This window comes from Pseudomonas sp. LBUM1643 (assembly GCF_059716215.1).
Map to the genome: position 1 here is coordinate 1,603,908 of NZ_CP166813.1, position 19,757 is coordinate 1,623,664.

At 60.4% G+C, this 19,757-nt stretch carries 12 protein-coding genes and 1 pseudogene; 6 read left to right on the top strand and 7 right to left on the bottom strand.

The window, feature by feature from the left end:
* Positions 1 to 66: 66 nt before the first annotated feature.
* Positions 67 to 1,062: an AraD1 family protein gene (gene araD1 / locus ACA063_RS07200; RefSeq protein ID WP_497665319.1), complete on the top strand. Its 996-nt coding sequence runs from the start codon at positions 67 to 69 to the stop codon at positions 1,060 to 1,062.
* Positions 1,063 to 1,104: 42 nt separating this feature from the next.
* Positions 1,105 to 2,685, top strand: a complete 1,581-nt coding sequence (locus ACA063_RS07205) for an aldehyde dehydrogenase (NADP(+)) (protein ID WP_497665320.1) — start codon at positions 1,105 to 1,107, stop codon at positions 2,683 to 2,685.
* A gap of 157 nt (positions 2,686 to 2,842) precedes the next feature.
* Here ACA063_RS07205 and ACA063_RS07210 read toward each other — a convergent pair whose 3' ends face one another.
* Positions 2,843 to 3,736 carry a DMT family transporter gene (locus ACA063_RS07210; RefSeq protein ID WP_497665321.1) on the bottom strand — a complete coding sequence of 298 codons (894 nt, stop codon included), beginning with the start codon at positions 3,734 to 3,736 and terminating at the stop codon, positions 2,843 to 2,845.
* A gap of 237 nt (positions 3,737 to 3,973) precedes the next feature.
* Between ACA063_RS07210 and aceK the strand changes: the two genes are divergently transcribed.
* From aceK to ACA063_RS07225, 3 genes are all read left to right on the top strand, one after another.
* Positions 3,974 to 5,692, top strand: coding sequence for a bifunctional isocitrate dehydrogenase kinase/phosphatase (gene aceK, locus ACA063_RS07215; protein ID WP_497665322.1), 1,719 nt, complete (start codon positions 3,974 to 3,976; stop codon positions 5,690 to 5,692).
* A gap of 193 nt (positions 5,693 to 5,885) precedes the next feature.
* Positions 5,886 to 9,797, top strand: coding sequence for an ATP-dependent RNA helicase HrpA (gene hrpA, locus ACA063_RS07220; protein WP_497665323.1), 3,912 nt, complete (start codon positions 5,886 to 5,888; stop codon positions 9,795 to 9,797).
* Between the two features lie 387 nt (positions 9,798 to 10,184).
* The gene (locus ACA063_RS07225; RefSeq protein ID WP_497665324.1) at positions 10,185 to 11,306 is read left to right on the top strand and encodes a beta-ketoacyl-ACP synthase III; all 1,122 of its coding nucleotides are present in this window, start codon (positions 10,185 to 10,187) and stop codon (positions 11,304 to 11,306) included.
* Between the two features lie 353 nt (positions 11,307 to 11,659).
* Here ACA063_RS07225 and ACA063_RS07230 read toward each other — a convergent pair whose 3' ends face one another.
* Positions 11,660 to 12,991: a putative porin gene (locus ACA063_RS07230; protein ID WP_497665325.1), complete on the bottom strand. Its 1,332-nt coding sequence runs from the start codon at positions 12,989 to 12,991 to the stop codon at positions 11,660 to 11,662.
* A gap of 281 nt (positions 12,992 to 13,272) precedes the next feature.
* Between ACA063_RS07230 and ACA063_RS07235 the strand changes: the two genes are divergently transcribed.
* Positions 13,273 to 14,397, top strand: coding sequence for a GNAT family N-acetyltransferase (locus tag ACA063_RS07235; RefSeq protein WP_497665326.1), 1,125 nt, complete (start codon positions 13,273 to 13,275; stop codon positions 14,395 to 14,397).
* Between the two features lie 15 nt (positions 14,398 to 14,412).
* On the opposite strand, the gene aqpZ is transcribed toward ACA063_RS07235, so the two are convergent.
* The 5 genes and pseudogenes from aqpZ to ACA063_RS07260 all read right to left on the bottom strand — a co-directional run bounded on the left by aqpZ (position 14,413) and on the right by ACA063_RS07260 (position 19,715).
* A complete protein-coding gene (aqpZ, locus tag ACA063_RS07240; RefSeq protein WP_162436891.1) occupies positions 14,413 to 15,108 on the bottom strand; it encodes an aquaporin Z in 696 nt (231 codons plus the stop codon).
* Between the two features lie 385 nt (positions 15,109 to 15,493).
* Positions 15,494 to 17,326, bottom strand: coding sequence for an ABC transporter ATP-binding protein (locus tag ACA063_RS07245; protein ID WP_497665327.1), 1,833 nt, complete (start codon positions 17,324 to 17,326; stop codon positions 15,494 to 15,496).
* Positions 17,327 to 17,410: 84 nt separating this feature from the next.
* Positions 17,411 to 17,968: a peptidylprolyl isomerase gene (locus ACA063_RS07250; protein WP_162436889.1), complete on the bottom strand. Its 558-nt coding sequence runs from the start codon at positions 17,966 to 17,968 to the stop codon at positions 17,411 to 17,413.
* Positions 17,969 to 17,971: 3 nt separating this feature from the next.
* Positions 17,972 to 18,777 (bottom strand): annotated as a pseudogene (locus ACA063_RS07255) (alpha/beta fold hydrolase).
* A 14-nt stretch (positions 18,778 to 18,791) separates the two neighbouring features.
* Entirely contained in the window at positions 18,792 to 19,715 is a 924-nt protein-coding gene (locus tag ACA063_RS07260; protein ID WP_162436887.1) for a PA3225 family LysR-type transcriptional regulator, read from the bottom strand.
* Positions 19,716 to 19,757: the final 42 nt, after the last annotated feature.

Sequence of the window (19,757 nt, forward strand, 5' to 3'; positions counted from 1 at the left end):
ATAAATCCCCTCGCCACAGAACGGATAAATCTCCTCGTCAAAATCATGACTTTCCGGAGGGCCGACATGCGCCTGATTCAATTTGAAAACTCAGCCGGCGAACGCCAGGTCGGCCTCGTCGATGGGGCACAGGTCCAGGTGCTGCTGAATACGCGCAGCACCCGTGAACTGGCACTCGCGGCGATCCGCGCCAATCGCAGCCTGCAGGAAGAAGCCGCAACGCGCGGCACCGTGCCGGGCCCGGACTACGCGCAACTGCTGCAGCAGGGCAACGTCCTGCCGCCGCTGGATCACGAAGACCCGGCCCATTGCCTGATCAGTGGCACCGGCCTGACCCATCTGGGCAGCGCATCGGCGCGGGACAAGATGCACCAGCAAGAAGGTGCGGTTGAAGCCGGCATGACCGACACCATGCGCATTTTCAAATGGGGTCTGGAAGGTGGGAAGCCAGAAGCTGGCCAGGTCGGGGCGCAACCGGAATGGTTCTACAAGGGCGACGGCAGCATCGTCGTGCGACCCGGTGCAGACTTCCCGGTGCCGCCGTTCGCCGAAGACGCCGGCGAGGAGCCGGAACTGACCGGCCTCTATGTCATTGGTGACGATGGCCTGCCGTACCGCGTCGGTTATGCCTTGGGCAACGAGTTCTCCGACCATGTGATGGAGCGGCGTAATTACCTGTACCTCGCGCACTCGAAGCTGCGCTTTTGCGCCTACGGTCCGGAACTGCGCGTCGGTGAGTTGCCCCGGCATCTGGCCGGCACCAGCCGCATCAAACGCAACGGCGAAGTGATCTGGGAAAAAGAGTTTCTCAGCGGCGAAGACAACATGTGCCACAGCCTCGCCAACCTTGAATTCCATCACTTCAAATACGCCCAGTTTTTGCGTCCGGGGGATGTTCACGTGCATTACTTCGGCACCGCCACGCTGTCGTTCGCCGACGGGGTCAAAACCCAACCGGGTGATCGGTTCCAGATCAGCCTCGACGCGTTCGGTGCGCCCCTGGAAAACGGCATTGGCGAGAGCTCCCAGCCGTTGGCCATCGGCCAGGTGCGTGCGCTTTAAGTCTTCAATTACCGGTTTTTTTACCCGGTCAAGGAACCTCCCATGAACACGTTATCAGGACACAACTACATCGGTGGCCGTCGCAGCGCCAACGGGACATTGCAGCTGCAAAGCCTCGATGCAACCACGGGCGAGCCGCTCCCCGGTACCTTCTTTCAAGCCAGCGAAGCGGAAGTGGACGCCGCCGCCAAGGCTGCAGCCGCTGCGTACCCGATCTATCGCAACGTCAGCGCCGACAGGCGTGCGTTGTTCCTGGAGGCGATCGCCGATGAAATCGACGCCTTGGGTGATGACTTCGTCGCGACTGTTTGCCGTGAAACGGCATTGCCGGCGGGGCGCATTCAGGGTGAGCGCGGACGTACCAGTGGCCAGATGCGCCTGTTCGCCAAGGTCCTGCGTCGCGGCGATTTCTATGGCGCGCGCATCGACCAGGCATTGCCGGATCGCCAGCCGTTGCCGCGTCCGGATCTGCGCCAGTACCGCATCGCGTTGGGGCCGGTGGCCGTGTTCGGAGCCAGCAACTTTCCGCTGGCTTTTTCCACGGCCGGTGGCGATACCGCTTCGGCGCTCGCCGCCGGATGCCCAGTGGTGTTCAAGGCGCACAGCGGGCACATGGCAACTGCTGAATGGGTGGCGGATGCAATCATCCGCGCGGCCGAACGTACCGAAATGCCTGCGGGCGTGTTCAACATGATCTTTGGCGGTGGCGTCGGTGAGTGGCTGGTCAAGCATCCGGCGATCCAGGCGGTGGGCTTCACCGGGTCACTCAAGGGCGGCAATGCGTTGAGCCATATGGCAGCGAGCCGACCACAGCCGATCCCGGTGTTTGCCGAGATGTCGAGCATCAACCCAGTGTTCCTGCTGCCCGAAGCACTCAAGGTGCGTGGCGAACAGATTGCCGCGCAGCTCGCCGGTTCGGTGACCTTGGGGTGTGGTCAGTTCTGCACCAATCCGGGCCTGGTCATCGGCCTGCGTTCGCCGCAGTTCAGCCTGTTTCTGGAGACGTTTTGCGCAAGCATGAACCAGCAGCCGGCGCAAACCATGCTCAATGCCGGCGCGTTGGGCAGCTACAGCCGAGGCCTTGCCGAACTGCACGAGCATCCGGGTGTAACGCACCTCGCGGGCAAACCGCAGCAGGGAAATCAGGCGCAACCGCAGGTGTTCCAGGCGGATGTCGGCCTGCTGCTCAGAGGCGAAGAGTTGCTTCAGGAAGAAGTGTTCGGACCCACCACCATCGTCATCGAAGTAGAGGATCAGGCACAGTTGGCGGCGGCCTTGCACGGCTTGCGCGGGCAACTGACGGCGACGCTGATCGGCGAGTCTGATGAGCTGCTGGCGTACCGTTGGCTGGCCGAATCGCTGCAGGAAAAAGTAGGGCGAATCCTGCTCAATGGCTATCCGACCGGGGTCGAGGTGTGTGAAGCCATGGTGCACGGCGGGCCGTACCCGGCGACATCCGATTCGCGCGGGACATCGGTCGGCACGCTGGCCATTGACCGATTCTTGCGGCCGGTGTGCTTCCAGAATTACCCGGACGCCTTGCTGCCCGAGGCGTTGCAGAATGCCAATCCGCTAGGGATTCGGCGGTTGGTGGATGGGGAGGTGAGTCAGTCGGCTTTGTAGTGTCTTGGCTATCGCCATCGTCGGAACGCCGCCCGGAGCCGGCTCGCTCCCACAGGAAACTCCAGGGTTCACAAATTTTGTGTTCACTGAAGATCCAATGTGGGAGCGAGCCGGCTCCGGGCGGCGTTCCGACGATGGCGGCATCAGCCTCAACAAATTACTTGGCCGTCACCACCGCCGGCTTCAACACCAGCCACAACGCCACCGCAATCAACACCCCGCCATAAATGTGCGCCATCGACAAAGGCTCATCCAGCAACATCGCCCCCCACAACACCCCGAACGGCGGAATCATGAAGGTCACGGTCATCGACTTCACCGGACCGATGGACGTGAGCAGGCGGAAGTAAACAATGTACGCAAATGCCGTGCAGCCCAGCCCCAACCCCAGCAACGACAACCAGACATTCCAGCCACCCCAGTTCGCCGGCGGCTCGCTGATAACGCTGTAGCCGAACAGCGGCAGCAGGAACAACGTCGCCCCCAGCATGCTGCCCAGCGCCGAGAGACGGCTGTCGAGGCCGCCGGCCTGATCCAGCCAGCGACGGGCGAGGAACCCGGCGAAGCCATAGCAGGTGGTTGCCAGCAGGCAGGCGAGGGCGCCCATCAGCAGTTGCAGGTCAAATGCCACCGGACCGGCACGGGTCAGGATGCCAACGCCAAACAGGCCCAGGAATACGCCACCCAGCTTGGCGCCGGTGAGTTTTTCACTGAAGAACAGGCCGCCAATCAACACCCCCATCAACGGTGTCGTGGCATTGAAAATCGCCGAGTACCCGGCAGGCAACACTTGCGCCGCCACGGAATACAGCGTCGCGGGAATCCCGGAATTGATTACCCCGAGCAACATCACGGTCTTGAGTTTGCCCTTGAAATCCCAGCTGATACGCATCAGCCCCAGAATCACCAGCAGGCCGACAGCCGCGATCGATACACGGAAAAATGCGGTCGGAACAGTGCCAATCACCGGGGCGATGATGCGCATGAACAGAAAGCTCGCTCCCCAGATGGCGGCCAGCGACAGCAAACGGACAATATCGACGGGGCTCATGGGGCACTCTTTGCTTGATGGGGACGGGAGTGTTGCTGAGTGAGTGGTCTGTCGCAACCGAAAAACGGGCATTTAATCAGAGCAGGGGGCGTGAGCCGATCACTGAGCGCCAGACCCGCCTCGGACTCGCGTCGGGAGGCAAAGCTGTCTGAACCCGGATCACCGCAAAATTACGCTTCTCCTGCACCCGGTTAACTGGCTAAGCTCAGGGCTCCGAATTCCCGCAGAGGTCTCACCATGGCGCAGCAATGGCCAGCCGCCGACATCGCCCGAATGATCCTCGAGGGCTTTGACGATTACCGCGAGCATTTCCGCCAGATCACCGACGGCGCCCGGGCTCGATTCGAGCAGGCCCAGTGGCAGGAGACGCAATCGGCCTCGGCCGCGCGGATCAATCTGTACGAAGAAAAAGTCAGCGAAACCGTAGAACGCCTGCGTATCGCCTTCGACAGCGACACGCTGGACGTCAGCTGCTGGCCACTGGTCAAGAGCGCCTACATCAAGCTGATCGACCTGCGCTTCGACGATGAACTGTCCGAGACCTGGTACAACTCGATCTTCTGCGGGCTGTTCAGCCATGACCTGATCAGTGACGGCTGCATGTTCATCCACACCACCCGGCCGAGCCTGCGTCGGGCCCGGGCCGCACAAACCCGCACCTACAAACCCCAAGGGCAGCTCTCCGGCATGCTGGAGAGCATCTTTGCCGACTACCGTTTCAGCGAGGATTACGCTGATCTGGCCGGCGACCTGCGCCGTCTCGAAGCGCAATTACGTGAGAACCTGCCGGACTGGGTGTGCAAGGACCCGGACCTGAGCGTTGAACTGTTCTCCTCCGTGCTCTACCGCAACAAAGGCGCCTACCTGGTGGGACGGATTTACACCCAGGACGAGCAATGGCCGTTGGTGATTCCATTGCTGCACCGCGAAGGTCGCGGCATCCAGATCGATGCGCTGATCACCGATGAAGCCGATGTGTCGATCATCTTCTCGTTCACCCGGTCGTATTTCATGGTGGATGTACCGGTGCCAGCGGAGTTTATCGGTTTCCTCAAGCGCATCCTGCCGGGCAAGCACATCGCCGAGCTGTACACCTCGATCGGTTTCTACAAACACGGCAAGTCCGAGTTCTATCGAGCGCTGATCAACCACCTGGCGAGCACCGACGATCAGTTCATCATGGCCCCCGGCGTGCGCGGCATGGTGATGAGTGTGTTCACCCTGCCGGGTTTCAATACCGTATTCAAAATCATCAAGGACCGTTTCTCGCCGTCGAAAAACGTCGACCGTGCGACGGTGATCGAGAAGTATCGGCTGGTGAAAAGTGTCGACCGGGTCGGGCGCATGGCCGATACCCAGGAATTCGCCGATTTCCGCTTTCCGTTGAGCAAGTTCGATCCGGCGTGTCTGGAAGAATTGCTGGAAGTGGCGGCTTCCACGGTGTCGGTGGAAGACGACACGGTGCTGATTCGCCACTGCTGGACCGAACGGCGGATGACGCCGCTCAACCTGTACCTGGAAAACGCCAACGACGATCAGGTCCGCGAGGCGCTGGAGGATTATGGCCTGGCGATCAAGCAACTGGCGGCGGCGAATATTTTTCCCGGCGACATGCTGCTGAAGAACTTCGGCGTTACGCGTCACGGCCGGGTGGTGTTTTATGACTACGACGAAATCTGCTTCCTGACGGAAGCCAACTTTCGCCACATCCCGCAGCCGCGCACGCCGGAGGATGAGATGGCGTCCGAGCCGTGGTACTCGATCGGTCCGCTGGACGTGTTTCCCGAGGAATTTCCACCGTTCCTGTTTGCCGATTCCGGGCAGCGCAGGCTGTTCGATCAGTTGCATGGCGAGCTGTACAACGCCGATTACTGGAAAAGCCTTCAGGAAGCCATCCGCGCCGGCAAGGTGATCGATGTGTTCCCGTATAGACGCAAGGGCTTCGACAGCGAGTAATTGGTTCAGTGAGCAACCTGTGGCGAGGGAGCTTGCTCCCGCTGGGCTGCGAAGCGGCCCTTAAAGAGGGACTGCTGCGCAGTCCAACGGGAGCGAGCTCCCTCGCCACAAAAGTGGGTTGCATTCGTCGCTATGGCCCCAAATCTGCGACAATCCGCCCACTGCGCCACTAGCCGACTGAATTGCGTACCTGATGACCGACGAATCGCCCTCCATCGACAAACTGCTGAAAAACCTCGATCACGCCATGCTCGCCGACCGCCACCGGCTGCGGCGGCAGTTGCTTGAGCTGCGCAAGAAACCTGATGAAGCCAAGCTGGCTCAGTGGGTGGCGCGCATGCAGGCGTCCTGTGATCAGGTGCTGGCGCGGCGTGCCAGCCTGCCGGTGGTGCGTTATGACGACAGCCTGCCAATCGCCGCCAAGCGCGACGAAATCAAAGAGGCGCTGCTCAAGCATCAGGTGCTGATCATTGCCGGCGAAACCGGTTCGGGCAAGACCACCCAGTTGCCGAAAATCTGCCTGGAAATCGGTCGCGGCCAGTACGGCCTCATTGGTCACACCCAGCCCCGTCGAATCGCTGCACGCAGTGTGGCGAGCCGGGTTGCGGAAGAACTCGGTACGCCGTTGGGTGCGTTGGTCGGTTATCAGGTGCGGTTCGAGGATCAAAGCGATTCCAACACCCTGATCAAACTGATGACCGACGGCATCCTGCTGGCGGAAACACAGAACGACCGCTACCTCGAACGCTACGACACGATCATCGTCGACGAAGCCCACGAACGCAGCCTGAACATCGATTTCCTGCTCGGCTACCTGAAAACCCTGCTGCCCCGTCGCCCAGACCTGAAAGTCATCATCACATCGGCAACCATCGATCTGGAGCGTTTTTCCAGGCATTTCGATGATGCACCGATTGTTGAAGTCTCCGGCCGCACCTTCCCGGTAGAGACCTGGTATCGCCCGCTGACCCTGGAGCAGGACGAAGAGGGTAACCGCGTCGAGGACGACCTGACCGTGGATCAGGCAATCCTCGCGACACTGGACGAGATCGCCGCGTTCGAACGCAGTGAACGCAAGAGCCCCGGTGATGTGCTGGTGTTTTTGCCCGGCGAGCGGGAGATTCGCGACGCCGCCGACATGTTGCGCAAGGCGCAGCTCAAGCACACCGAAATCCTGCCCTTGTACGCGCGGTTGTCCCCGACGGAACAGCAGCGGATTTTCCAGTCGCACCCCGGTCGTCGAGTGGTCCTGGCGACCAACGTCGCGGAAACGTCGTTGACCGTACCGGGCATTCGTTACGTGATCGACAGCGGCACGGCGCGCATCAGCCGTTACAGCTACCGCGCCAAGGTCCAGCGCCTGCCCATCGAAGCCATTTCCCAGGCCAGCGCCAACCAGCGCAAAGGTCGTTGCGGACGGGTCGAACCGGGCATTTGCATCCGCCTGTATGGCGAAGAAGATTTCATGGGCCGTCCGGAATTTACCGACCCGGAAATCCTGCGTACCAACCTCGCCGCCGTGATCCTGCAGATGCTGCATCTGCGCCTTGGCGAGATTACTGATTTCCCGTTTATCGAACCACCGGATGGCAAGGCCATCAGCGACGGTTTCAACCTGCTGCAAGAACTCTCGGCGGTGGACCGCAACAGTCAACTGACCCCGCTCGGTCGTCAATTGGCACGGCTGCCGGTGGATCCGCGCATGGGCCGCATGTTGCTGGAAGCGGCCAAGCTCGGCAGCTTGCAGGAAGTGCTGATCGTTGCCAGCGCCATGTCGATCCAGGACCCGCGCGAGCGTCCGCCGGAGCGTCAACAGGCTGCGGACCAGGCCCACGCGCAATGGAAAGACGTCGACTCGGACTTCGCCGGGCTGGTCAATCTGTGGCGTGGTTTCGAGGAACAGCGCCAGGCGCTGACAGCGAGTCCGCTGCGTAACTGGTGTCGCAAGAACTTCCTCAACTACCTGCGGTTGCGCGAATGGCGCGACTCCCATCGCCAGTTGAGCCTGATCTGCCGCGACATGCAGCTAAGCCTCAACAAGGAGCCGGCGGATTATCCGAAGCTGCACAAAGCCGTACTCTCGGGGTTGCTCAGTCAGATCGGCCAGAAAACCGAAGACGGTGATTACCTCGGAGCCCGTCAGCGGCGCTTCTGGATTCATCCCTCGTCGGGCCTCGGCAAGAAGCGTCCGCAATGGTTGATGGCCGCTGAGCTTGTGGAAACGACCAAGCTGTATGCGCGCATGGTCGCCAAGATCGACGCCGACTGGATCGAACCGCTGGCCGGGCACCTGATCAAGAAAAACCACTTCGAACCCCATTGGGAGAAGAAGCGCGGACAAGTCGTGGCGTTCGAGCAGATCACCTTGTTCGGGCTGATCGTGGTCGGTCGCCGGCCGGTGCATTACGGGCCGATTGATCCGGTGGTGTCCCGTGAGTTTTTCATTCGCGAAGGGCTGGTGCGGGGCGAGATTCAATCGAAGGCCAAATGCCTGAGCGCCAACCAGAAACTTCTTGAACAGCTCGACGAACTGGAAGCGAAGGCCCGTCGTCGCGACATTCTGGCCGACGAAGAAACCCTGTTCGCGTTCTACGATGCGCGGCTGCCGGCGGAGATTCACCAGACCGCGACGTTCGACAGCTGGTACCGCGTCAACAGCCAGAAAGACCCGCAGCTGCTGATCATGCGCGAGGAAGACGTACTGGCTCGCGAAGCCAGCGAAGTCACCGCGCAGCATTACCCGGACACCTTGCACATTGGCGATCTGGAACTGGCACTGAGTTACCACTTCGAACCCAACCATCCCCGCGACGGGGTGACCCTGCGCGTGCCGGCACCCTTGTTGCCGATGTTGCCTCCGGAACGGCTGGAGTGGCTGGTGCCGGGTGTGATCGAGGCCAAATGCATCGCGCTGGTGCGCAACCTGCCCAAGGCCCTGCGCAAAAACTTCGTCCCGGTACCGGATTTCGTCAAAGCGGCGTTGCAGCGCATGACTTTTGCGGAAGGCTCATTGCCCCAGGCGCTGGGACGTGAACTGCTGCGCATGACCGGTGCGCGGGTCAGTGATGAAGCCTGGGCCGAAGCGGCGCAACAGGTCGACAGTCATTTGCGCATGAACCTGGAAATCGTCGACGGCCAGGGCAAGTTCCTCGGTGAAGGGCGTGATCTGGCGGAGCTGACGGCACGTTTCGCCGAAGCCAGTCAGGCCGCACTGGCCGTCCCACAAACCGCTAAAAGCCAGCAACCGGTGGAGGCGAAAGTCTTTGCCGCGGTGGCGGAGAAAACCCAGCAGAAGATCGCCGGGCTGTCGATGACGGTCTATCCCGCGCTGGTGGAAGAGAACGGAACGGTCAAGGAAGGGCGGTTCTCCACGCCGGCCGAAGCCGAGTTCCAGCATCGACGCGCGTTGCAGCGGTTGCTGATGCAGCAGTTGGCGGAACCGGCGAAGTTTCTGCGTGGCAAGTTGCCGGGACTGACCGAGCTGGGCCTGATGTACCGCGACATGGGGCGTATCGACAGTCTGGTGGAAGACATTCTGTTGGCCAGCCTCGACAGCTGCATTCTTGAGGGTGAAGACCCGTTGCCCCGTGACGGCGCTGGATTGGCCGCGCTGGCCGAGCGCAAACGTGGTGGCTGGACCGAGCATGCCGAACGCCTGGCGAAGTTGACGCTGGAGATTCTCAAGCTCTGGCACGGGTTGCAGAAACGCTTCAAGGGCAAGATTGATCTGGCTCAGGCTGTGGCGCTCAACGATATCAAGCAGCAACTGAGTCATCTGGTGTATCCGGGGTTCGTCCGCGAAACGCCGATGCAGTGGCTCAAGGAGTTGCCGCGTTACCTGAAAGCGGTCGAGCAACGTTTCGAGAAAATAGGCGCGCAGGTGCAGCGGGATCGAGTCTGGAGCGGTGAGTTGTCGGGCCTGTGGGCTCAATACCAGGCCCGCGCCAGCAAACACGCCCAGGAAGGCAAGCGCGATCCGCAGCTTGAGCTGTATCGCTGGTGGCTGGAGGAGTACCGGGTTTCCCTGTTTGCCCAGCAACTGGGGACCAAGGTGCCGATCTCGGACAAGCGCCTGAACAAGCAGTGGAGCCAGGTGGAGCCTTAGCAGGACCGCTGAAGATGCGAGCTTTGTGGCGAGGGGATTTATCCCCGTTGGGCGGCGAAGCCGCCCCAAAAGCATTGCGATCAAATGAATCAGGTACACCGTGGGGTGACGGTTTTACGACTGCTCCGCAGCCGAACGGGGATAAATCCCCTCGCCACACAGGCGCCAAACACGTTTGCTGTTGCTTTAGCAAATAAGGCCAAAACCCCACGTTTATGGCAAACTTCGCGCCTATAAACGCCGGCCCCGCGGTTTTGAGCCTTCACGGCTGCGGGCGGGTCGGAATAAAGCGATGCCAGGTTTGCGTCCCCCGGATGGGAATAGACCCTTTGTGCGTTGGTACGTCGGTACCAATGCTTTCTGCCTGATCAGATTAGAGAAACGACCATGCATAACGTCGTCATCAGCGGCACCGGCCTGTACACCCCGGCCAACAGCATTTCCAATGAAGAGCTGGTGCAGTCTTTCAACGCTTACGTTGCGCAGTTCAACGCCGACAACGCCGAAGCGATCGCCCGTGGTGAAGTCGAAGCCTTGACCGAATCCAGTGCCGCGTTTATCGAAAAAGCCTCTGGCATCAAAAGCCGTTTTGTCATGGACAAGGACGGCATCCTCGACCCGCAACGCATGGCGCCACGCCTGCCGGAACGCTCGAATGACGAGTGGTCGGTGTTGTGCCAGATGGCCATCGGCGCCGCCGAGCAAGCCTTGCAGCGCGCGGGCAAAACCGCGGCGGACATCGACGGCGTGATCGTCGCCTGTTCCAACCTGCAACGCGCCTATCCGGCCATCGCCATCGAAGTCCAGGAAGCGCTGGGCATCCAGGGTTTCGGTTTTGACATGAACGTGGCGTGCTCTTCGGCGACCTTCGGTATCCAGGCCGCCGCCAACAGCGTGCAACTGGGCCAGGCCCGGGCGATCCTGATGGTCAACCCGGAAGTCTGCACCGGTCACCTGAACTTCCGCGACCGTGACAGCCACTTCATCTTTGGTGATGCGGCGACTGCCGTGATCATCGAGCGCGCTGATCTGGCAACGTCCGAATATCAGTTCGATGTGGTCAGCACCAAACTGCTCACCAAGTTCTCCAATAACATCCGCAATAACTTTGGCTTCCTCAACCGCGCGGCGGAAGAGGGCATCGGCGCCAAGGACAAGCTGTTCGTGCAGGAAGGCCGCAAGGTGTTCCGCGACGTATGCCCGATGGTCGCGGAGCTGATCGCTACGCACCTGGAAGAGAATTCGCTGAACATTGCTGACGTGAAACGCTTCTGGCTGCACCAGGCCAACCTCAGCATGAACCACCTTATCGTGAAGAAACTGCTGGGCCGCGAAGCCACCGAAGAAGAAGCTCCGGTGATTCTCGACACCTACGCCAACACCAGCTCCGCCGGCTCGGTGATCGCGTTTCACAAAAACCAGGATGACCTCGCGCCAGGTTCGCTGGCCGTGCTCAGTTCGTTCGGGGCGGGCTATTCGATTGGTAGTGTGATTTTGCGTAAGCGTTGATCGCGGCTGATTTTTTTAGGACCGCTTCGCGCTCCAGCGCGAGCAAGCTCGCTCGCCACAGGGATTTGTGGTGGGTTTTTGTGGCGAGGGAGCTTGTCGAATCGTCGCACCGTCCCGCTCGGGTGCGAAGCAGCCGCAAAAATGGTTGACGCGGTATGTCTGGAAAATCGCGACGGCTGATTTTGGGACCGCTTCGCGCTCCAGCGCGAGCAAGCTCGCTCGCCACAGGTTTCTGGGCAGGAAATGAAAACAGCCTGGCATTGAAGCATCGGACGGATGATGGGGACCGATGAGTCAATGCCATGCTGTAAAAACACCTCGGGCTTCCTTGCCCGAGTGCTGTAGCGGAGTTATCAGAACTTGGCTTCAGCATCCAGTTGCAGGGTGTTGATGTCCGAGTCTCTCAAGCCGGCGCTGGCGTTGGTGTAGTCGGAGTTGGCCATGAAGTACGTCGCACCCAGGGCGAAGTTCTTGTCGATTTCGTAGCTCACTTTCAACTTGCTGCCACGGGAACCGGTGAAGCCGTTGGCGAAGTCGGAGTCGGTGAAGGCGCCAACCACGGCGTTGCGCTGCACATCGCGGTAGTTGTAGTCCACTGCGAAGCCGTAGAACTTGGTCTTCACACCTGCCAGCCAGCCCATGTCCTGATCGTTGCTGGCGTCGTCGTTGTTGACGATCTGGCCATACAACGACAGCGGCATTGGCAGCCCGCCGATATCCAGCTGACCAAAGCCTTCGTACAGTTTGAATTGCTCGCCCGGACTGTTGCCGTTGACGGCCAGTGCGCACGGAGCGGTGACGGCGCCAGTCGTCGGGCAAGCACTGCTGTCATCGTTGTCGTAGGCGTAAAGGCTGCCGCCCAAGGTCATTTTGAGGTTGTCGGTGATCGCGAAACGCGCGCCCAATTGGCCAGCGTACAGACGCAGGTCGTGTTTGAATTGCACGCCTTCGCCGTCGACGTTGTCCTTGAGGGTGTAGTGACCGGCGCTACCGAACAGTTCGGTGCTGCCGCCCAGTGGGTACTTGTAGGTCACTGCCAGACCTTCCGGGCTGATGTCGCTATCCCAGATGATGTCGCCCATGCTCACCCACTGTTGCGGCATCTTGCCGGCAACGAGGTGCAGGTTCTTGATCGCGTCAGGGTGGTAGTCGACGTAACCCTGGTCCAGCCAGATCGACTTCTTGTCGAAGTAGTTGTTCAGGTCCTGGTTGGTGGAACGCGCGTCGTCGCTGCTGCCGGTGGCGATGCGGATACCGGTGTCTACCTGCGGGTTGATCTCGGTGTACGCACCCAGACGGGCACGAATGCGCTGGCGGTCCGAGTCTCTGTTGTTGGAAACGCCATCGTTCTTGATGGTTTCCTGGCGGAAACGCACGTCGCCTTTGAACTGGGTCTTGGCGGCCCACGCCAGTTTCTGGTCGAAGGCGCTCAGCGTGTCGGTTTTCTTCGCGGTGGCTGCGATCTGCTCGTTGGTCTCTTGCTGAGCCTGACGGGCGATCTGCTGGTCTTTCTGATCCCTGGCCAACTCGGCTTGCAGCTCGCCGTACTGCGCGTTGGTAATCGAGCCGTTTGCCTTGAGCATGTCGAGCAGTTTGGCGTCGACTGCGGCGCTGGCCGGAACACTCATGGCCAGCAGCAGTCCGCCACACAGGGCTGCCGCAGTTTTCGTGGAAGCAAGACGCATATCAATCTCCGAAGATGAGAGTGGATGACTGAGCCATCCAGGGCACAACCGACCATTGATGGACGGAAAACAGTGGCCGGGTTAGAACCCGACGCTCTAAAAACAGGCGCCAGTATCGCGATGGTTTATGACAGTGCAGTGGCAAAGTGATGGCGTTGCGATGACGATACAAAGTTCTCTGAAAACCCTTTTCCAGAGCACTGCGGTCGGATAGGTCGTGTAGGTTGCTGCGCGATAAGCGATACTCGCGGAGCTTTCACGCATTAGGTGAAGAGGAATTTATGCCGCTGCAACGACTGGAAAACCTGTCCGACATTTCACCGCGCAACTGGGATGCCCTGGTGCCGGACGCTCAGCCGTTTCTACGTCACGCCTTCCTCAGTGCCTTGGAGGACAGCGGCAGCGTTGGCCCTCATACCGGCTGGCAACCCGAGCATTTGTTGCACATCGAGGGCGATCGGCTGATCGCTGCGCTGCCCGGTTATCGCAAGTGGCACTCCTACGGCGAGTACGTCTTCGATCACGCCTGGGCGGATGCCTGCGAGCGCGCCGGCATCGACTATTACCCCAAGCTGTTGACTGCGGTGCCGTTCAGCCCGGTCAGTGGTCCGCGGCTGTTGGCGGCCACGGTGGAAGACGGCTTCGAACTGCTCAAGAGCCTGCCGGGATACCTTGAGATCGAAGGGCTTTCCAGCGCCCACATCAACTTCACCGATCCGTTCACCGACGCCGCATTGGCCGAGCAACCGGGCTGGCTGCAGCGGATTGGCTGTCAGTATCACTGGCAGAATCGCGGGTACCGGGATTTTCAGGATTTCCTCGACGTCCTCAGTTCGCGCAAGCGCAAGCAGATGCGCAAGGAGCGCGAGCAGGTGGCGGGGCAGGGGATTGATTTCGAATGGCTCGAGGGATCGCAACTGACTGAGGTGCAGTGGGATTTTGTCTATGCCTGCTACGCCAATACCTACGCAGTGCGTCGGCAAGCGCCATACCTGACGCGGGAGTTTTTCAGTCTGCTGGCCGAGCGCATGCCGCAAGCCATACGCGTGGTGCTGGCAAAACAAGGCTCACGGCCGGTGGCAATGGCCTTCAGCCTGGTGGGCGGTGGCAGTTTTTACGGACGTTACTGGGGCTGTCTGGCGGAGTTCGACCGCTTGCACTTCGAGACGTGTTTCTACCAGGGCATGGATTATGCGATTGCCAATGGCTTTCAGCGCTTCGACGCAGGGGCTCAAGGCGAGCACAAATTGATACGTGGCTTTGAACCGGTGATCACCCATTCCTGGCACTACTTGCGGCATCCAGGCCTGAAGGCGGCGGTCAAAGACTTCCTGCACCAGGAGCGTTTGGGGGTGCTGGCCTATGCCGAAGAAGCGAGGACCGCGCTGCCGTATCGGCAAGCGTGATCCTCGCTCCGGGGGCTAAGTGCCTTCCTTGCCCAGCCAGCGGTATGTCACGCCGCCAACCACGGCGCCGAGCAGCGGCGCCACCCAGAACATCCACAACTGCGCCAAGGCCCAGCCGCCAACGATCAGTGCCGGGCCGGTACTGCGGGCCGGGTTGACCGAGGTGTTGGTCACGGGGATCGAGATCAGGTGGATCAGCGTCAGCGCCAGGCCGATGGCGATGGGCGCCAGCCCTGGCGGTGCTCGTTTGTCAGTGGCACCGAGGATGATCAGCACGAACATCGCCGTCATCACCAGTTCGCAGACAAACCCTGCGGCCATCGAGTACTTGCCGGGTGAGTGTTCGCCGTAGCCGTTGGAGGCCAGGCCCGCTGACAGGTCGAACCCTTCTTTGCCGCTGGCGATGTAGTAGAGCAGCGCGGCAGCGATGACCCCGCCGATCACCTGGGCAATGATGTAGGCGGGCAATTCCTTGGCGGGGAATCGACCGCCGACGAACAAACCAACGGAGACCGCGGGGTTGAGGTGGCATCCGGAAATGTGGCCAATGGCGAAGGCCATGGTCAGCACCGTCAGGCCAAACGCCAGGGCCACACCCAGCACCCCGATTCCAAGCGGAGAAGACGCGGCCAGAACCGCACTGCCGCAACCCCCCAACACCAGCCAGAACGTACCTAACAACTCAGTGACTGAACGTTTGAACAGAGACATGAGAGCGTCCTTGATAGGCTTCCTATCGAGACTGCATCGAGTTATGCATCCTGCAAACTTACGACAGGCTCATCTCCAGAACCTTGGCTGAGTACAGCAGGGTTTTTACGGAACGCCAGTGCTGGGAAAAACCGCCAGGGCCCGTGGTGAGGGGCGTGTGGCGGTTTTTATGAGCCGGCGCGATCCATGTAGCAGCTGGCGAAGCCTGCGTTCGAGTGCGCAGCAGTCGTCAGTTCAGACCTCGCAGTATTGCAGGCCGAACCTCGCGACTGCTGCGCACTCGAACGCAGGCTTCGCCAGCTGCTACAAGGAATCGCGTCGGCCATTGCTTTATCGCAAGGGATCGCGTCGTTAAGGGGCATCGCGTTATCACAAGTGATTGCGACTAATCGATCCCCACAAACCCACCCGTCTGATGCTGCCACAACCGCGCATACAGGCCGCCATGGGCCAGCAGTTCCGCGTGGCTGCCGGTTTCGGCGATCTTGCCGTTCTCCAGCACCACCAGCCGGTCCATCCGGGCAATGGTCGAAAGCCGGTGCGCGATGGCGATCACGGTTTTACCCTGCATCAGGGTTTCCAGGCTTTCCTGGATCGCGGCTTCGACTTCCGAATCCAGTGCCGAGGTCGCTTCGTCCATGATCAGGATTGGCGCGTCCTTGAGCAGCACGCGGGCAATGGCGATCCGTTGACGTTGGCCGCCTGAGAGTTTCACCCCGCGCTCACCGACATGCGCGTCAAAACCGGTTCGACCTTCGGCGTCCGACAGCAACGGAATGAACTCGTCGGCACGGGCTTTGTGCACCGCTTCCCAGAGTTCGGCGTCGGTAGCGTCGGGCTTGCCGTACAGCAGATTATCGCGGATCGAGCGGTGCAGCAGCGAGGTGTCCTGGGTGATCATGCCGATGCGCTCGCGCAGGCTTTCCTGGCCAACGTCGGCGATGTTCTGACCGTCGATGAGAATCCGCCCGCCCTCTACGTCATAGAGACGCAGCAGCAGATTCACCAAGGTGGATTTACCGGCGCCAGACGGACCGATCAGGCCAATTTTCTCGCCGGGTTTTATCGTCAGATTGAGATCGCCGATGATTCCGCTTTTTTTGCCGTAATGGAAATCGACGTGTTCGAAACGAACCTCACCACGGGGCACGGTCAGCGGTTTGGCCTGATCGCGGTCGGTGACGCTGACCGGTTGCGCGATGGTCTGCAAACCGTCCTGAACCATGCCGATGTTTTCGAAGATGCCGTTGACCACCCACATGATCCAGCCGGACATGTTGACGATGCGAATCACCAGGCCCGTCGCCAGGGCAATCGCTCCGACCGAGATCAGCGATTGCGTCCACAACCACAGCGCCAGGCCGGTGGTGCCGACGATCAGCAAGCCATTCATGCTCGTAATCACGACGTCCATGCTGGTGACGACGCGGCCGGCGAGCTGGGCTTTGACGGTCTGTTCTTCGATGGCTTCCTTGGCGTATTGCTGTTCGAAATTGGTGTGGGCGAACAGCTTCAGCGTGGTGATGTTGGTATAGCCATCAACAATGCGACCCATGAGTTTGGAGCGCGCATCGGAGGACACCACCGAGCGCTCCTTGACCCGGGGGACGAAGTAGCAAAGCGCGCCAATGTAGGCGGCGATCCAGGTCAGCAACGGGATCATCAGGCGCCAGTCGGCTTCGGCGAACAGCACCAGTGAACTGACTGCATAGATCAGCACATGCCAGAGCGCGTCCACCGCTTGCACGGCCGAATCGCGTAGCGAGTTACCGGTCTGCATGATGCGTTGGGCGATGCGGCCGGCGAAGTCGTTCTGGAAGAAATTGAGGCTCTGTTTGAGCACGTAACTGTGGTTCTGCCAGCGAATCAGGCTGGTCATGCCGGGGCTCAGCGTTTGATGAACCAGCAGGTCATGGAGGCCGACGAATATCGGCCGAAAAACCAGGGCAACCACCGCCATCCAGGCCAGCTCGATGCCGTGTTCCTGGAAGAAATTGACGTTGGGCGTGCCTTGGGTCAGGTCGATGATGCGACTCAGGTAGCTGAACAGTGCGACTTCGATCAGTGCACCGATCAGGCCGACGACCAACAGGGCGGCGAAACTCGGCCAGACCTGCTTGAGGTAATAGGTATAGAAGGGGAGAACCCGATCCGGCGGAGCCGCCGTCGGTGCGTCGCGGAAAATGTCGATCAGTTGTTCAAAACGGCGATAAAGCATCGGATCTCCGCCCGCGCTCGGGCTTTTCCTTGAACGGTGTGAGCGACGCCGCTATACGGTCGCCGCTCATACATCAGGTGAAGCTTAGTCGATGACCTTGGCCGACTTGATGAACACAGGATCGGCTGGCACGTCTTTCATGCCGCCGCGGCTGGTGGTCGGCGAATTGACGATGATGTCCACAATGTCCATGCCTTTGACGACCTTGCCGAAGACTGCGTAGCCATCACCCTGGTCGAGGAAATCGTTGTCCTTGACGTTGATGAAGAACTGGCTGGTGGCCGAATCCGGCGCCGAGGTACGGGCCATGGACAAGGTGCCACGAACGTTGACCAGGCCATTCTTGTGCTCGTTCTTGATCGGCGCCTTGGTTTCTTTCTGTTGCATCTGTTGAGTGAAACCACCGCCCTGGACCATGAAGCCCGGGATCACACGGTGGAAAATCGTGTTGTTGTAGAAACCGCTGTTCACGTAATCAACGAAGTTCTTGGTACTGATCGGTGCCTTGACCGGGTCCAGTTCGATTTCGATCTGGCCATTGGTGGTTTCCAGCAGCACATGGGGAGCCTTGGCAGGTGTCGCGGCCATCAGGTTGGCGGCGAACAGAACGGTGCCAGCGGCGAGGGCGATTTTTTTCAGCATGGGTCAGTGATCCTGAGTGTGGTGGTGTCGACTTCGGTGAGAAACTCGAGCAGGGTTTGATTGAAGTGTTCCGGCTGATCAAGCGGCGTGGCGTGGCGTGAATCGGCGATTACCACCAGTCGCGCATTGGGCAGCAGTTTTACATAGTTCTCTTTTAGCGCGACCGGTGTGTAGTCACGGTCGGCGCTGACGATGAGGGTTGGACAGGACACCTTCGAAAGTCGTTCCTGAACACCCCAGCCGACAATGGCATCGAAGCTGGCGAGATAAGCATGTTTGTCGTTTTTTGCCCAGCGTTCGGCCATTTTTTGACGAAGGGCGGCCTGTTCCGACTTTGGAAACAGCTTGCCGCCCAGGGCCTTGCCGATGGTCTCCAGGCTGAGGACTCGCATCAGGCTCCAGCGTTTGAACCACTGCCAGTAATCGTCGCGGCTGCGTAATTTGACCTGAGGTCCGCTGTTGACGATGCACAGGCTCTTTAACAGTTGCGGCTGATCCACTGCCAGCTGGAAGCCGATCATCCCGCCCATGGACAGTCCCACGTAATGCACCGGGCCAAGGTTCAAGTGCTCGATCAGCGCCACCAGATCCGCGCTGAACCCGGCGATGCTGTAGCGCTCGCGCGGCTTGTCGGAGCGTCCGTGGCCGCGCACATCGGGAACGATCACCCGGTAGCGGGCTGACAGCGCCGGGATCTGCATCTCCCAATCCAGGGTGCTGGAGCCGAGACCATGGACCAGCAGCAAAGGGGTGCCGTGGCCGTATTCCTCATAGTGCAGGTTGCAACCTTCGTGTTCGAAATAGGCCATGCAGTCACTCCATGTCAGGCTTGTTCAGGGGCGGCGAACGGCGCATCCAGCGGCGCGGTATCGAAGGTACGCAGCAGGTCGATGAGAATTTGCGTTGCCGGGCCCAGGGGTTTGTCCTTGTTCGAATACAGATAGAAGCTTGGATTACGACTTCCACCCTGATCCAACGGTAGCAGCTTGAGCGAACCTTCCTTGAGTTCCCGTTCGATCATATGCCGAGGCAGCCAGGCAAACCCCAGCCCGCTGCTGACAAACGTAGCGGCCGTGGCCAGGCTGCCCACGGTCCAGCGCTGTTCGGCACCCAGCCAGCCGACGTCCCGTGGCTGTTGGCGACCGGAGTCGCGAATGACCACTTGCATCTGGCTTTCCAGGTCCTGGAAATTCAGTTCACGGTTAAGCCGGTGCAAGGGATGATCGGGATGAGCGACGGCGACGAATTCTACGTCGCTTAATTCCGCGCCCAGATATCCGGGAATACTGAAACCGGTGATGGCCAGGTCGGCCACGCCTTCGAGCAACACTTCTTCCACACCCGACAATACTTCTTCGCGCAGACGCACCCGGCAACCGCGGCTTTGCGGCATGAACGCGGTCAAGGCGCGCACGAGGCGGGCGCTTGGGTAGGCGGCGTCGACCACCAGCCGCACTTCCGCTTCCCAGCCTTGCTCCATGTGGTGGGCCAGGTCTTCCAGCTGACTGGCCTGCTTGACCAGTTGCCGGGAGCGGCGCAGCAATACGCCGCCCGCTTCGGTCAACACGGCCTTGCGGCCATCGATACGCAGCAGCGGCACGCCGAGCTGGTCCTGCATGCGCGCCACGGTATAGCTGACCGACGATTGCGAGCGGTGCAGCGCTTCGGCGGCCTGGGCGAAACCTCCGTGATCGACCACGGCCTGTAGCGTTCGCCATTGATCAAGGGTCACGCGGGGCGCTTTCATGTTGAGCTCCTCTTGTCCTAAGCTGGCGGTCCTTACTGGAGA